Below are 13,975 nucleotides of genomic sequence, written 5' to 3' on the forward strand. Positions count from 1 at the left end.
TTAAACTAATGACAACACTAAATCTGAAAGTAGGGACTAAACCGATGATTTACTTAGATTACAGCGCTACCACACCCATGACTGACATCGCTGTAGATAGTTATGCTAAGGCGGCTCAGCAGTTTTTCGCCAATGCTTCTAGTCTGCATGATACAGGTTATAAGGCTGCAACGGCCCTTCAAGAAGCAAGACAGTCTTTAGCAAACATTACACATGTAAACTATAATGAACTTTACTTTACTGGCAGCGGTTCTGAAGCTAATATATTAACTCTTCTGGCTCTGGCTGAAGGAGCTAAACATAAAGGCCGGCACATTTTAACAACCGAACTTGAACACGCCTCTGTCAAACAAGCGATGTCCGCTCTAGAAACAAAAGGGTTTGAAATTACAATGATACCGATAAATGAAGAAGGGTTAGTTACAAAAGAGGCAGTAAGTGGGGAATTACGCCCTGACACCATCTTAGTTTCTATATGTCATGCCAGTGCAGACCTAGGTACCATCCAGCCAATTGAATCCATTGGTCCGCTATTAAAAAAGAAACATATCCTATTTCACAGTGACTGGGTGCAAACGTTTGGAAAAATTGGACTACCGATTCCTAAAGAGATTGGACTCGATGCCTTTACTCTTTCTGCCCATAAAGTGTATGGGCCTAAAGGGATTGGCCTTGCCTATATTCAAGAGAATGTGCGTTGGGTCCCACCATTGAAAGGAGGAACACATGAATCGGGGTTTAGACCTGGGACGGTAAATGTTCCTGCAGCGCTTAGTTTTACCGCAGCTGCTGAAGAAATCGTTTACCTACGAGAACAAGAAGCAAGTCGTTTACACCACTTGCGAAAAAAGTTTATGGCAAGCATTACCAATGATCGCCTTGAGTGGCTTGGCTCCTCTACTATGAGGCTCCCACATCATAGCGCTTTTTTGATTGAAGGTGTGGAAGGGCAATGGGTCATGTTAGAATTAAATCGACATGATATTTCAATTGGGACTGGAAGTGCTTGCCAAACTGGAGTAAGTTCACCACCAGACGCCATGAAAGCTATTGGCTGTTCTGCTGAAAAAGCTCATGGACTAGCCCGTCTTACCATGGGCCGGTTTACTACTGAAGACGAAATGGAAAAAGTGAGCCAAGTGCTTAACCGTTTAACCCGAGCTGGTCAACCCAACCTTTTCTAATAAAAAGGGAATTATGATCACTAGCGTTGTAAAACTATCTGCAGCTTCTTAATCCTTAGATAAATTTTCAATATAGTGGTTTTAGTTCTCCGCTCCAGGTAGACGCTTTCACCACAGGCACAAGAGCATCTGCTCTCGCTTCTTGGTCTACTCTCCCCCCGTGTCTTCTAGCCATGGAGAGCGTATGAGCCTCCTCGGGAACACCGACCTGCGGGGCCTTTTGCTGCCTTTTTCCCGTTGGAGTCGATCTTTTACTTTTCTAGCTTTAGTGTAAACACTGTGTGGGAAAACAGACTGAATAAAAAAAATGAGGAGTTCATGTATGAATACAAAAACTGATAAAATGAGAGGGGAAAAACGTCGTACGTTTATTAAGGAGTGGCTGGAGAATTCGGAGGCGCCATTAACTGGAAAAGAATTAGCCGAAGCTACAAATGTCAGCAGGCAAGTAGTGGTCCAGGATATTTCTATCTTAAAAGCGCGCGACCTGCCGATCCTTGCTACATCCCAGGGTTATGTGTTCATGAGGCAGGAAAAAGAAGAGGAAAAAAAGAAGCGGGTCTTTGCCTGTCAGCATGGCAAGGAGCCTAGCACCACCGAAAAAGAATTAACATTGATGGTTTCAGAAGGAGCCACAGTTAAAAATGTAATGATTGAACATCCACTCTATGGTGACTTAACGGCTTCTTTGATGCTCTCAAGCGTAGAAGAGGTGCAAACCTTTATCAGCCGATTAAAAGTGACACGAGCCTCTTTATTATCAGAATTAACGGATGGCGTTCATCTACATACTGTAGAAGCAGCCAGCGAAGACACGTTGGATAGAGTAGAAAAAAAACTCCAGGAACACGGTTTTCTGCTTTAATTACACAAAAAAGAAGAAACGGCCTGCCTTATTTAGGGGTGGCCGTTTCTTCTTTTTTTGAGTCTTGTGCCTGGAGCGTATAGCATGGATATGTTCCTAGAACACGCACTCCACATTGCAATGCTTTTAACTCTTCAATCACACCGGGCATTAATACCTCATCCATTCCTTGGTCAACATCTATTACGAAAAAATAATGCCCCAGACCAGTTTTCATCGGACGGGATTCAATTTTGGATAAATTCAAGCGCCTCCAGGCAAATGCGGATAGTACGTGGTGCAAAGCTCCTGAATAATCAGACGGCAACGTCACCATCAGCGTTGTCTTCTCCCCCGTCTTTCCCCCGTCCTTTAACGACAGAGTCTGTTTATGATCGGGCTTTGTCAACACAACAAACCGGGTATGGTTATGTTCATAATCATGAATGTTCGCTTGAGCAACTGTTAAACGATACAGTTTTGCCGCAAGCATATTAGCAATCACTGCAGCCGTCTTGCTTTGTTCTTCTTCAATCTTTTTTGCTGCTTCACCTGTTGAATTCATATAAATAATTTCAGCATCAGGCACATTTTCTTGCAAAAACTCATGACATTGAGCGATTGCGTGAGGATGCGAATAGACCTTTTCAATCTTGGCGAAATCCTGCAATTCATCGTTAGCTATTAATAAATGCTGTTCAATTGGAACTGTAACTTCTCCAACAATAGGTAAGTCTTTTTTATGGATTAAATGATCTAATGTAAGATTAACAGAACCTTCAATCGCGTTCTCTAATGGCACCACTGCACTCTCTACCGTTCCATCTGAGACGGCGTCCATTACAGCTGGAATCGTTTTAAATCCTTGTTTTGCTGGAGCAGAAAACACTGCATCTACAGCTAATTCTGTAAATGTTCCCTGTGGGCCTAGATATCCAACTGATGGCATGCTGACATCGTCTCCTCTCTCATAACCTCAATCTCTTTCAAAACTCAAGAACCTGAGCCTATAATTTCAACCTGTTCCACAGCTTCGGTTTCTTTCAACCTTTTGATGAGCATTGATATTTCCGTGTTGAGCGAACTTGTATCAATTGTCACCGTAATATTTGCCTTTCCCTGCAAAGGGATTGTTTGATTAATAGTTAATACATTAGCACCTTCTTCAGCTACGATGCCCAGAAGGCGCGACAGTGTTCCCGATTTATCCATTAGATGAATCGAAAGCGTAATAATCTGTTCTTTTAACATCGTATGAAAGGGGAAAATAGCATCCTTATATTTATAAAAAGCACTACGGCTTAAGTCTACAGCTTGAACCGCATCTGCCACTTTTTTGACTTTCCCACTTTCAAGCAACGCTTTCGCATCTAATGTTTTTTGCATAGCATCGGTTAACATATCTTCACGTACTAAATAGAAATGATCGATTCGATCAGCCATTATACCTCACCACCGAGGATTGAAAGATTGTCTCATTGTACCATTATATGATGGCTTCTTGTATTTGACAACGTTCCGCTCTTCATTTCAGCAGAACAGGGAAACAAATGTTATTCCACAAACTCAAACTCAAAGTTCAATAAGCGTACAATATCTCCATCTTCCGCCCCTTTTTCCCGTAATGCATCTTCAATCCCCATTTTTCGCATTTTACGAGTGAAGCGCCGGACAGATTCTTCTCGATTCATGTCTGTCATTTTATACATCCGTTCAATTTCTTCACCGGAAATCACAAATGCTCCATCATCATCTCGAGTAATAATAAATGCCGGCTTTTCTTCTTCATGCCGGTAGTAAACCCGCTCTTCTTCAGCTTCCTCTTCCATTAACGGGAATTCATCCGTTGAATCAACTAAATCAGCCACAGTTAACAAGCAGGCGTCCAAACCTTCTGTTGTAATAGCCGACACCGGAAAGATTGCGATATCTTCCCCTCGTTCTGCCAACTGTTCTTTAAATAGCTCTAAGTGCGTCTCACTATCAGGCATGTCCATTTTGTTTGCTAAAACGACTTGAGGCCGTTCCATTAGCCGCAGATTATATTCTTGAAGTTCTTTATTAATGGTCTGGTAGTCCTCAAATGGGTCGCGCCCTTCCATCCCTGACATATCTACCACATGGACAATCACTCGTGTCCTTTCAATATGCCTCAAGAATTGGTGACCTAAACCTATACCTTCATGCGCCCCTTCTAAAAGCCCGGGCAAATCAGCAGCCACAAAGCTTCTTCCGTCTGGAACAGCCACAACGCCTAAGTTTGGCTGCAAAGTAGTAAAATGGTAATCAGCAATCTTCGGTTTGGCCGAAGAAATCACTGAAAGGAGAGTTGACTTTCCTACACTTGGATAGCCGACAAAGCCGACATCCGCCAAAACTTTCAGCTCGAGAACAATATTACGCTCAGCCCCTGGTTCACCGTTTTCGGCATGTTCAGGAGCAGGATTTACCGAAGAAGCAAATCGTGTATTCCCACGACCCCCTCTCCCGCCTCGGGCGATGACAGCTTGTTGCTCATGAGCAATTAAGTCTGCGATCACCTCGCCTGTATCTTCATCTTTTACCGTCGTTCCTGGCGGGACAGCCACAACCATATGAGCTGAATTCTTCCCGTGCTGGCCTTTTGGACGACCATTTTCACCGGCCGGCGCTTTATAATGACGCTGATAACGAAAATCCATCAAGGTGCGCAGCCCTTCATCCACTTGGAAAATGACTGAAGCGCCGTCGCCTCCATCACCGCCGGCAGGTCCTCCTTCCGGAACATATTTTTCCCTCCGAAATGCAACAAGACCGTTTCCACCGTCTCCACCTTTGACGTATACCTTTACATGATCTACAAACATTTTCTTCACTCCTTTTTACAAGGGACAGTAAGCCATATCTCATCTGCACGTATTACACGCTCTCCTTCCAACAGGAGAGGCTCACGTTTTGCAGCTGCATCGAGCAGATGTGAAAATGTATCAATTGAAACCCCCTGGCCTTGCCAATCAAACTCTACGGCCAGAGCTGGTTCAGTCTGAATACTTACGAGGACTCGCTCTTCCTCATCATAAGACAATGCTTTTCTGTAACATTCCAGGACATGACTAACCACCTTTACTAACCAATTATCAAGGTGGCTGAGATCATGAACCGGTCCTGTAACGTCAAGGTCAATCCGAAGCGAATCTGAGCGGCTGTTATAAGTAAGTAAAAATGCAGCAAGTTTAACTGCATTTAGGTTAGTTAACCTACCTTCATTTCTTGCCTTCATGACCATATCATCAATCAGCCGATCGACGTCTTCCAACCTTCCAAGCGCCAGATTGGATTTTAAAAGCTGGGCTTGGTTTAACCATTCATGTCTTATATATCTAATTATCTCAACGGTTTGTTTATTTTCATCCAACGACCGATTGTCCAAAAGATCACCATACCCTTTTAACTCTCAAACATTGTATCATAACCCCACATTGATAGAAAAACCTGGTTTAATGTAGAACTATGTCACGCTTTATATTTCGGCATTGCTACTTTCAGTTTTAAAGCACGTAGAGGATGAAAATATATTTGAGGTAGAAGCAGTGGCAATAACTTTCTAGCTTTTTTTAGCTATAATAAGCATAATCATCAAAAAACCAGTGATATGTAACTGCTCATATCAACTGGCTTTCATTTCTTATTAACCTATTTTCTATCCACTAAATTTTCATTAATTTAAGAAGATTGCTTTAACTGAAAACGATTGACCATTGTACGCAGCCGATCAGCCTGATTGGATAAGTCTACTGCTTGTTCAGATAAGTTCATCACTACCTCTTCTTGACTTTCCAAGCCTTTTGCCGTATCAGCCACCACCTCTGAAAAATCTTCAGCTATTTTGTATATTTCTTCAATAACTTGCTCTAATTCTGCTCCTTCGCTTTTCACATCTTCAGCAAATTGGTGATTGTTTCTCACAGCGCCCCTGGTTTCACTTACAAGCTCACTCAACTTATGAATAGCATTACCAGCAACCGAAACCGTTTCAATCCCTTCATTCATTTTTACTACATTACCGCTGGCTTGTTCCACTGCTCCTTGCACGTCTTTCTTTACGAGCTCTAATCGTTCTACTACTTGGGTACTAAACGAATTTGTTGCTTCAGCAAGCTTCCTCACTTCAGCTGCGACTACGGCAAACCCTTTTCCGGCTTCACCAGCTCTAGCTGCTTCAATAGACGCATTCAATGCCAACAAGTTCGTCTGCTCTGCTATATCTGTAATAGAAGCAACTTGACCTAAAATTTCATTCATTTGTTCAGAGACACGCTCTAACCGTTCAGATGATTCAGTTACCCCTTGTTGGATTTCATTCATCTTCTCAGCTGATTTATCCACTGCTTCTGTACCCCCTTTAGAAGCTTCTTCTGCCCCTTCCGACTGCGTTAGGGTCTGAGCGATATCCTGCTGCATATCGTTCACTTCACTCATCATCTTTTTCACATGCTGATTTGCATTCCCCAGCGCGTTCAACTGATTTTCAGCACCATCTCTAAATTGGCCCAACGTGCTTGTCGTCTCTTGATATGTGGCAGACAAATGCTGAGATTCTTCCTCTTGATTTTTGCTGACCTGTCTAACAAATCTTGACGATTCGTTCATCTCATCTATGATCGAACGAATACCCAGCACTACTTTATTCATCTCAAAACTTAATTGATGAAAATCATTGTTCCTATGTTCAGTAACTTCCTGCGTTAAATCACCTGCTGATACAGAGCGCGCCACTTGATACCAGCTGCTTACTGCTTGGGTAATTGACTTATATAAAAAGAAACATATTAAAAACGTAACAATAAATACCGTAGCCGTTATAATGAATGTTGCTGACCAAGAACCCGTCAATATAAAGCTGCTAACAAAGGCAGAAACCGCCGGTAATACAGTCAGGGAGGTGAACACAGGTTTTAGAAAAGAACGTTGAACACTTCGTCCCAGTCGCAAATTAACACTCTTGCCGTTGTTACTTTTACTAATTGGCGCAGAAGCATCTATTAACACTTCTCCCGTATTTCGTACATATTCCTGAAGGAGAGGTTCAGCAGTAGTAGCGGCTTTTAATCCTGTCTCATCTTGAAAAAAATCCCCTTCTCGCAGCCGGTTGGTATGTATAATGCTTTTCCCTTCCTGATCAACGATGAGCAAATATTCGTCCCGTTTCAGCTTACTATCTAATAATTCCCGAAAGTATACAAGTTCCGTCAGCAAGTCCTCATGATTTTCTATCTTTTCGGCCAATTCTTCTGCAATCGCTTTCACTTTTGATAAAGCTTGCTCAGCGGCTCTTTTTTGAATTAGTGTCCCCAAATTGACCCCCCCTTAAATTTTACTACAACTTAAGTATATTAAATTAATGGAAATTTTCAAATATTTTTTCCGTCCATTGGTTTGTATGCTACTTTAAAGTCGTTAAACAAAGGAAAAGCTTTAAATTAAAATTTCTATTGACAGATTAATAAAGAAAAGCATATACTAAGTACCATAATTCCGACTAAATTTATATGTTTTATAAACTCTTATGCCTTGAGGTGTTTTTATGGCTGAAGTAGCAATTGAAAATGTAGAAAAAACGTTTGTTAACGAGGACAACGAAAACTCATTTACCGTGTTTAAGGATATAGATCTCAATGTGGAAGCTGGAGAATTTGTTTCATTACTTGGGCCTTCAGGATGTGGTAAGTCCACATTGTTAAATATTGTGGCTGGGCTTGAGCAAGCAACAGCGGGAAAGGTTTCTGCTGGGGGAGAGCCTATTACAGAACCAGGTCCCGACAGAGGAGTTGTTTTTCAAGAAGCGGCTCTTATGCCATGGTTATCAGTACTTGATAATGTAAGGTTTGGCTTAAAAAAGCAGAAGCTCTCTGCTGAAGAAGAGATGGAACGCGCTGAATACTTTTTAAAATTAGTACACTTAAGTAAATTCATGCAATCATTCCCACATGAACTATCAGGCGGGATGAAACAGCGGGTAGCCATCGCTCGCGCCCTCGCGCTCGATCCTGATGTACTATTAATGGATGAACCGTTTGGTGCCTTAGATGAACAAACCCGAACCATGCTTCATCAAGAGGTGCAATATATTTGGGAAGAAACTCGCAAAACGATTTTATTTGTTACACATAATATTCGCGAATCGATTCTTTTATCTGACCGCATTGTGTTGATGGGTACCCGGCCTGGCCGCATCGTAGAAACCTTTGATGTAGACCTTGAACGTCCTCGTAAGCCTTCAGATCCAGCTTTCATTGAACTAGAAGAAGCAATAAACAAAAAACTAGCGGTCGAAATAGATAAGGTTATGAGGGAGGAAATTGGCGATGACTACAACTCTAAGAAGAGTGCTCTTCTTTATCATTCTCATCGTGATATGGGAGACAATATATAGAGTAAATTTGCAGGTTGAATTCACAACAACATCCCTGCCTTCATTTCTCGGAACGATGGAGCAATTATATGTTGGTTTTTTTGAAACTCAAATCCTCTTAGGCGCCACTGCTATTAGCTTTTACCGGATAGTACTAGGCTTTGTCATTGCAGTAGTGGTAGGAACTATTGTCGGCATCTGGCTCGCGCGTTCCAAAGCAGCAGATGAAACACTGGGGTCGCTGGTGATTGCCCTGCAATCCATTCCAAGTATCGTTTGGCTGCCAATCATGATCATGATCTTTCAAAGCTCAGGTACAGCACCAATTGTTACAGTAGTAGCGATGGCTGGAGCCTGGGTGATGATATCCAACATGCGCGTCGGGATCAAATCGGTTGAACCGATTCTCATAAGAGCTGCTCAAACGATGGGGTATAAAGGACCAGAACTGATTTGGAAAGTAATGATTCCAGCTTCTATACCAACGTTTCTGTCAGCAACACGGTTAGCGTGGGCGTTTGGCTGGAGAGCATTAATGGCAGCTGAGCTCTTGGGTACCGGTGGCCTAGGGAGAACGTTAATGGATGCCCGCGATTTCTTTAATATGGACTTAGTCATTGGCATCATGGTAATTATTGCCACCATTGGATTGACCATGGAGTACTTTGTCTTTAGAAAGCTTGAAAAACGAATCTTCTCAAGATGGGGTTTGTCTAGTTAATTTTCATATATTCATAAACAGAAAAGGAGTTTTTACATTGAAAAAGTGGATTGCAACTGGCGCACTTGCTTCTCTTACTTTATTTGCATCAGCGTGTGGTGAAGGGGGTTCTTCAGGGTCTGGAGACGAGAGCATTAATCTTGGCTATTTCCCTAACCTGGACCATGCAGCCGGGCTGATTGGCAAACAGAACGAAATATTTGATGAGCATTTAGGAGACACACAAGTAGAATACACCCACTTTCCAAACGGAAACGATTTTATCGATGCACTTGATACCGGTTCCCTTGATATTGGCTACGTTGGCCCTGGCCCTGCTATTAATTACTATTTAAGCGGCGGGGACATCAGAATTTTAAGTGGAGCAGCAAATGGAGCAACCCTCATTGTTTCGGCTGAAGACTCTGGCATTCATGAGCTTGAAGACTTTGATGGCAAGTCATTTTGCACCCCGGGTAATGGCTGTACACATAATGTTCAACTTGAGATTATGCTGCAAGAACTTGGGCTTGAATCCAACCGTGTAGGCGGCACAGTCGAACACCAGTCACGTATTGATCCTGCTTCTATGACGATGCGTTTTGAAAATGGGGAGACTGATGCAGCTGCTGCTCCTGAACCTTGGGGAACTTACCTTGTTGAAGAATATAATGCAAATGTAGTGGCAGAATGGGACGAAGTATTTGTCGGCGAAGAGCTCCCGAGCGTTGTGTTAGTAACCTCTGAAGATTTCCTTGAAGAACACCCAGATAAAGTAGAAGATGTATTGCAGGCACATGAAGAATCCGTCGAGTTTGCCCAGAATAATACAGATGAAACGCTTGAAAGTGTAAATGAATATATTTATGAACTTTCACAGCAAGAATTCTCAGATGACGTTCTTTATAATGCCTGGGACCGGATGCAAATCAGTACAGAAGTTCACGAAGATGCATTGAAAGATTGGGCCCAAGCCTCCTATGACCTCGCATTCCTTGAGGAAGAGCCAGATTTGGAAGGCCTGGTTGATACCACTTATATGGAAAAAGCTCTAGAAGACTAACATGTAGCACATTATCTTTTTAAATAAACGACCATACAAAAAGCGCCTCTTTTACTGAGGCGCTTTTTGTATCTATTTACTTATTATGGAGCTCCAATTTCCTCTGGGGTATTACAGCGTTCAGCGACGACTTGAGCGGCCTTTTCTCCTTGAGAAATACAATCCGGCAGACCAATTCCTTCAAATGACGCTCCTGCAACATGTATCCCCGGGAACCTTGCTTCTAGTTCTTCTCTAAACGCAGCTAACTGCTGAACATGACCGACCAAGTATTGCGGCATAGCTTTGGTCCAGCGTGTAACCCTTGTAAACAAAGGCTCTCCGTGTATAGGCACAATGTGATTTAAATCTGCTAACACCGTTTGTTTAATGGCTTCGTCTGATTCGTGCACAATCTCTTCTTCCCCCGGACGGCCCACATAACATCTAAGCAAAGCATACCCCTCTGGCGCTGCATGTTCCCACTTTTTATGCGTATATGTGCAGGCAGTAATTGTCAGGCCACCCCCTTTTGTTACTAAAAATCCAGTCCCATCTAAATCTGAAGGCAGTTGCTCTTCTTTTAAGGCCATAGCTACTGTAGCAACGGATGTGGAAGGCATGTCCTTAAACCACTGACTATTTTTCATATCAGGTAACGCATTAGCTATTTGTGGGTGCGGGGTTGTCATAATAATTTCATCAAAATGTTCTTCGTGCCCATTAGCAAACCGCAACAGATAAGACCCTTCCTCAGCCGGGGTAACCGCTTCAAGCTCGTGCTCTAGATATAAGGCATCTTCGTCCAAATGATTGCCAATACTCTCAACTAAGGAAGAGAGCCCATTCCTAAGTGATTGGAACATTCCTTTTGGTTTGCTGTCCTTTTCTTGAGAAGTAGCTGTTTGGCGTTCAGCCATTGTCTGTCTCATGCCTAAAATTAAACTACGATGCTTCTCTTCTATTTGAGCAAATTGTGGAAAAGTAGCCTGTAAGCTAAGTGAATCGATTCTTCCAGCATAGATACCAGAAAGCAGAGGTTCAATCAAATGGTCGACCACTTCAGAACCCAGCCGCTTTCTAAAAAAAGCCCCTATAGATTGATCTTCATTTTGTTTGGCCGATTGAGATCGAGGCAAAAAAACATCTGCACCTGCTCTTAATTTACCAAACGGTGAAAATAAAGAAGTGGTTGCAAAGGGAGCTACTTTTGTTGGGATCCCCATAATCGCGCCGCCAGGCATGTTATGCAATTTTTGATCTTTATAAATATAGGCGTGACCTTTGGTATTATAAATGAGCTCATCGTCCATGCCGACTTCTTTGGCCAATTTGGCTGCACTCGTTTTACGAGCGAGAAATGAATCCGGTCCCTTTTCGAGGACAAATCCATTTGTATAATCGGTCTGTATTTTCCCCCCTAACTGAGCGGAGGCTTCAAATAATTTATATTCTCCAGAAAGACCACGGGCAAGTAATTCCTTTTGCAAGTAATAGGCGGCAGAGAGACCTGTTATCCCACCACCGATAATCGCTATTTTCATATAAATTTACCTCGTTTTTCTAATTATGCTTAAATCGGCGCAACACACTATCAGCTAAGCCATCGATAAACAAAGAATCCGTGTTCGGCATCGCTGGTCGATGATAACCAGCTCCGATTTCATCTGTTACGACTTTACACTCAATATCATTATCATAAAGCACTTCTAAATGATCGGAAACAAAACCTACTGGACAATATACAAATTCAGTAAATCCTTTTTCTTCATACAGGTCTTTCGTAAGGTCTTGAACATCTGGTCCCAGCCAAGGGTCAGGGGTATTCCCCTCACTCTGCCAGCCAATTGCCCGATGTTTTACATTAGCTTGTTCACTAATCAAACGAGCTGTTTCTTCTAATTGTTTAGGGTAAGGATCGTTGTGCTGCAGAATTTTCTCAGGTAAACTGTGCGCTGAAAATATCACGACAGTTTGATCTTCGTTTAAGCCATTCAATGTTTTCTGTAAGTTTTCTGCCCAGTATTGAATAAATTTAGCTTCCTCATACCAGCTTTCTACAGAGTAAATGGCTGGTCCACCGATGCGTTCACTTTCTTCCTGGGCTCTTCCATTATAGGATTTCACACTGAAAGTAGAAAAATGTGGAGCCAGGACAATGGAGACCGCTTCTTCTATGCCGTCATCCTTCATTTCTTGAATCGCATCTTCTACAAACGGGTCAATGTGCTTTAAGCCGAGATATGCTTTAAACTCCACCTCTTCTACCCGTTCATTCAATCGATTTTCAAGTGCAAGCATTTGTTCATCCGTAATTCTCGCTAATGGTGAAATGCCTCCAATTGCCTCATACCGCTCAATCAATTCATCAAGAGCTTCTTGCTCTGGCGGTCTCCCCCTTCTTATATGCGTATAATATGGTTTTACTTCATCCAGGCTTCGAGGTGTTCCATAAGCCATAACGAGTAAGCCTATTGTTTTTTTGGCCATTCAAAAATCCCCCGTTTATTTTTGTGTATAATCATGAACAAAAGAAGTTACGCTTGCGAGAGTCTCGGGTTGAATCTCGGGAAAAACCCCATGCCCTAAGTTAAAAATGAAAGCATGGTCATCTTTAGCTTGATCTAAAATGTATTTCGTCTCACGCTCAATTGCTTCCCATGAAGACAGTAAGACCGTAGGATCCAAATTCCCCTGAAGGGTCTTTGTAATCCCCAGTTCTCTCGCTTCTTGCACACTCATCCGCCAGTCCAAACCAATCACATCAATGGGCAGATCATCCCACTCTTTGATTAAATGAGAAGCTCCAACTCCGTAAAGTATAAGTGGAACGCCTTCTTTTCTCAGTTCCTGACATATCTTTTCCATGGTTGGTTTTATATAAGCTCGATAATCTTTCACACTAAGAGCTCCCACCCATGAATCAAACAGCTGAATCGCCTGAGCTCCTGCTTTAATTTGGCTTTTTACATACGTAATGATCATATCAGCAAGCTTGTCCATTAATAAGTTCCATGTTTCAGCATCACCAAACATCATAGCCTTTGTCTTCGCATAGTTTTTGGACGGACCGCCTTCAACCATATAACTTGCAAGCGTAAAAGGCGCGCCGCTAAATGAAATAAGTGGAACCGAAAGCTGAGTCCGGAGAAGACGGATCGTATCTAACACATAATAAATATCCTCTTCAGGATTTAGTTCAGCTAACTGCTCAACATCTGCTTTGGATCGTATCGGATTATCAATGACCGGGCCAATCCCCGACTTAATTTCTACATCTACCCCCATGGCCGGCAACGGCGTCATGATATCTTTATATAAAATGGCAGCATCATTATTATACTGTTCAACCGGTAAGCGTGTAACATACGCGCACAATTCAGGGTCATGAGTAATTTCAAAGAGAGAATACTTTTCTTTCAATGCCCTGTATTCTGGTTGAGATCTTCCGGCCTGGCGCATATACCAGACAGGTGTGTGTGTCACCGGCTCCTGCCGACAAGCTTTTAAAAACTGATCGTTAAATGTTTCATTTGTCATGATCGTGGCACCCCTTTATCTTGCATGACCTTATGTATAAAACAGCACATCCTTCGTACCATTTTTAACACATCCTACCCTATTACGATACTCGTAATTCATTAGAATGTATAGTAGTCTGCTCGAACGTTCAAAAAATTGCTATACGATCGATTTGGTTTTCTCATTTCCATTTCTATTCACCCTTATTATTCGCCACCTAAGCTATAATCTTAATCAGAGTGTGTATACTTTAGTCAGCCTATTCGATTCCTTCTCTTTCTTTTCGAGAATT

Annotated in this window: 13 protein-coding genes; 5 read left to right on the forward strand and 8 right to left on the reverse strand. The window is 42.3% G+C overall.

Annotated elements, in window-relative coordinates:
* Nucleotides 1-44: 44 nt before the first annotated feature.
* Nucleotides 45-1,184 carry an IscS subfamily cysteine desulfurase gene (locus tag D469_RS0114760; RefSeq protein ID WP_018924180.1) on the forward strand — a complete coding sequence of 380 codons (1,140 nt, stop codon included), beginning with the start codon at nucleotides 45-47 and terminating at the stop codon, nucleotides 1,182-1,184.
* A 322-nt stretch (nucleotides 1,185-1,506) separates the two neighbouring features.
* Nucleotides 1,507-2,049: a transcription repressor NadR gene (locus D469_RS0114770; RefSeq protein WP_018924182.1), complete on the forward strand. Its 543-nt coding sequence runs from the start codon at nucleotides 1,507-1,509 to the stop codon at nucleotides 2,047-2,049.
* 28 nt (nucleotides 2,050-2,077) lie between these two features.
* On the opposite strand, the gene pheA is transcribed toward D469_RS0114770, so the two are convergent.
* The 5 genes from pheA to D469_RS0114795 form a co-directional block, all read right to left on the reverse strand.
* Complete coding sequence (gene pheA, locus D469_RS0114775) at nucleotides 2,078-2,977, reverse strand: prephenate dehydratase (RefSeq protein WP_018924183.1); 900 nt, start codon at nucleotides 2,975-2,977, stop codon at nucleotides 2,078-2,080.
* Between the two features lie 44 nt (nucleotides 2,978-3,021).
* The gene (locus D469_RS0114780; protein ID WP_018924184.1) at nucleotides 3,022-3,471 is read right to left on the reverse strand and encodes an ACT domain-containing protein; all 450 of its coding nucleotides are present in this window, start codon (nucleotides 3,469-3,471) and stop codon (nucleotides 3,022-3,024) included.
* Between the two features lie 110 nt (nucleotides 3,472-3,581).
* Nucleotides 3,582-4,874, reverse strand: coding sequence for a GTPase ObgE (obgE, locus tag D469_RS0114785; protein WP_018924185.1), 1,293 nt, complete (start codon nucleotides 4,872-4,874; stop codon nucleotides 3,582-3,584).
* Nucleotides 4,875-4,879: 5 nt separating this feature from the next.
* The gene (locus D469_RS21300; RefSeq protein WP_018924186.1) at nucleotides 4,880-5,437 is read right to left on the reverse strand and encodes a Spo0B C-terminal domain-containing protein; all 558 of its coding nucleotides are present in this window, start codon (nucleotides 5,435-5,437) and stop codon (nucleotides 4,880-4,882) included.
* A 293-nt stretch (nucleotides 5,438-5,730) separates the two neighbouring features.
* Complete coding sequence (locus D469_RS0114795) at nucleotides 5,731-7,362, reverse strand: methyl-accepting chemotaxis protein (protein ID WP_018924187.1); 1,632 nt, start codon at nucleotides 7,360-7,362, stop codon at nucleotides 5,731-5,733.
* Between the two features lie 229 nt (nucleotides 7,363-7,591).
* Here D469_RS0114795 and D469_RS0114800 point away from each other — a divergent pair, with 229 nt between their 5' ends.
* From D469_RS0114800 to D469_RS0114810, 3 genes are read left to right on the forward strand one after another with little or no spacing between them, the layout of a single operon-like run.
* Nucleotides 7,592-8,440, forward strand: a complete 849-nt coding sequence (locus D469_RS0114800; RefSeq protein ID WP_018924188.1) for an ABC transporter ATP-binding protein — start codon at nucleotides 7,592-7,594, stop codon at nucleotides 8,438-8,440.
* On the forward strand, nucleotides 8,373-9,140 hold the full coding sequence (locus D469_RS0114805) for an ABC transporter permease (protein WP_026286261.1): 768 nt from the start codon (nucleotides 8,373-8,375) through the stop codon (nucleotides 9,138-9,140). The genes D469_RS0114800 and D469_RS0114805 overlap by 68 nt, the downstream gene beginning before the upstream one ends.
* Before the next feature lie 37 nt (nucleotides 9,141-9,177).
* Nucleotides 9,178-10,182: an aliphatic sulfonate ABC transporter substrate-binding protein gene (locus D469_RS0114810; protein ID WP_018924190.1), complete on the forward strand. Its 1,005-nt coding sequence runs from the start codon at nucleotides 9,178-9,180 to the stop codon at nucleotides 10,180-10,182.
* An 83-nt stretch (nucleotides 10,183-10,265) separates the two neighbouring features.
* On the opposite strand, the gene hemY is transcribed toward D469_RS0114810, so the two are convergent.
* Genes hemY through hemE form a run of 3 tightly spaced genes read right to left on the reverse strand, consistent with a single transcriptional unit; the run spans nucleotide 10,266 to nucleotide 13,701 of the window.
* Nucleotides 10,266-11,705, reverse strand: coding sequence for a protoporphyrinogen oxidase (gene hemY / locus D469_RS0114815; protein ID WP_018924191.1), 1,440 nt, complete (start codon nucleotides 11,703-11,705; stop codon nucleotides 10,266-10,268).
* Between the two features lie 19 nt (nucleotides 11,706-11,724).
* Nucleotides 11,725-12,651: a ferrochelatase gene (gene hemH, locus D469_RS0114820; RefSeq protein WP_018924192.1), complete on the reverse strand. Its 927-nt coding sequence runs from the start codon at nucleotides 12,649-12,651 to the stop codon at nucleotides 11,725-11,727.
* Nucleotides 12,652-12,666: 15 nt separating this feature from the next.
* Nucleotides 12,667-13,701, reverse strand: coding sequence for a uroporphyrinogen decarboxylase (hemE, locus tag D469_RS0114825; RefSeq protein WP_018924193.1), 1,035 nt, complete (start codon nucleotides 13,699-13,701; stop codon nucleotides 12,667-12,669).
* Nucleotides 13,702-13,975 lie beyond the last annotated feature (274 nt).

It is taken from the genome of Salsuginibacillus kocurii DSM 18087 (assembly GCF_000377705.1).
Classification (GTDB): Bacteria; Bacillota; Bacilli; order Bacillales; family Marinococcaceae; genus Salsuginibacillus; species Salsuginibacillus kocurii.

Bases quoted from the DNA above. Each gene is read 5' to 3' on its own strand.
- D469_RS0114800 (WP_018924188.1), top strand. From the start codon at position 7,592: ATGGCTGAAGTAGCAATTGAAAATGTAGAAAAAACGTTTGTTAACGAG.
- D469_RS0114760 (WP_018924180.1), top strand. From the start codon at position 45: ATGATTTACTTAGATTACAGCGCTACCACACCCATGACTGACATCGCT.
- pheA (WP_018924183.1), bottom strand. From the start codon at position 2,977: ATGCCATCAGTTGGATATCTAGGCCCACAGGGAACATTTACAGAATTA.
- hemY (WP_018924191.1), bottom strand. From the start codon at position 11,705: ATGAAAATAGCGATTATCGGTGGTGGGATAACAGGTCTCTCTGCCGCC.
- D469_RS0114805 (WP_026286261.1), top strand. From the start codon at position 8,373: ATGACTACAACTCTAAGAAGAGTGCTCTTCTTTATCATTCTCATCGTG.
- D469_RS0114780 (WP_018924184.1), bottom strand. From the start codon at position 3,471: ATGGCTGATCGAATCGATCATTTCTATTTAGTACGTGAAGATATGTTA.
- hemH (WP_018924192.1), bottom strand. From the start codon at position 12,651: ATGGCCAAAAAAACAATAGGCTTACTCGTTATGGCTTATGGAACACCT.
- obgE (WP_018924185.1), bottom strand. From the start codon at position 4,874: ATGTTTGTAGATCATGTAAAGGTATACGTCAAAGGTGGAGACGGTGGA.
- hemE (WP_018924193.1), bottom strand. From the start codon at position 13,701: ATGACAAATGAAACATTTAACGATCAGTTTTTAAAAGCTTGTCGGCAG.
- D469_RS0114770 (WP_018924182.1), top strand. From the start codon at position 1,507: ATGAATACAAAAACTGATAAAATGAGAGGGGAAAAACGTCGTACGTTT.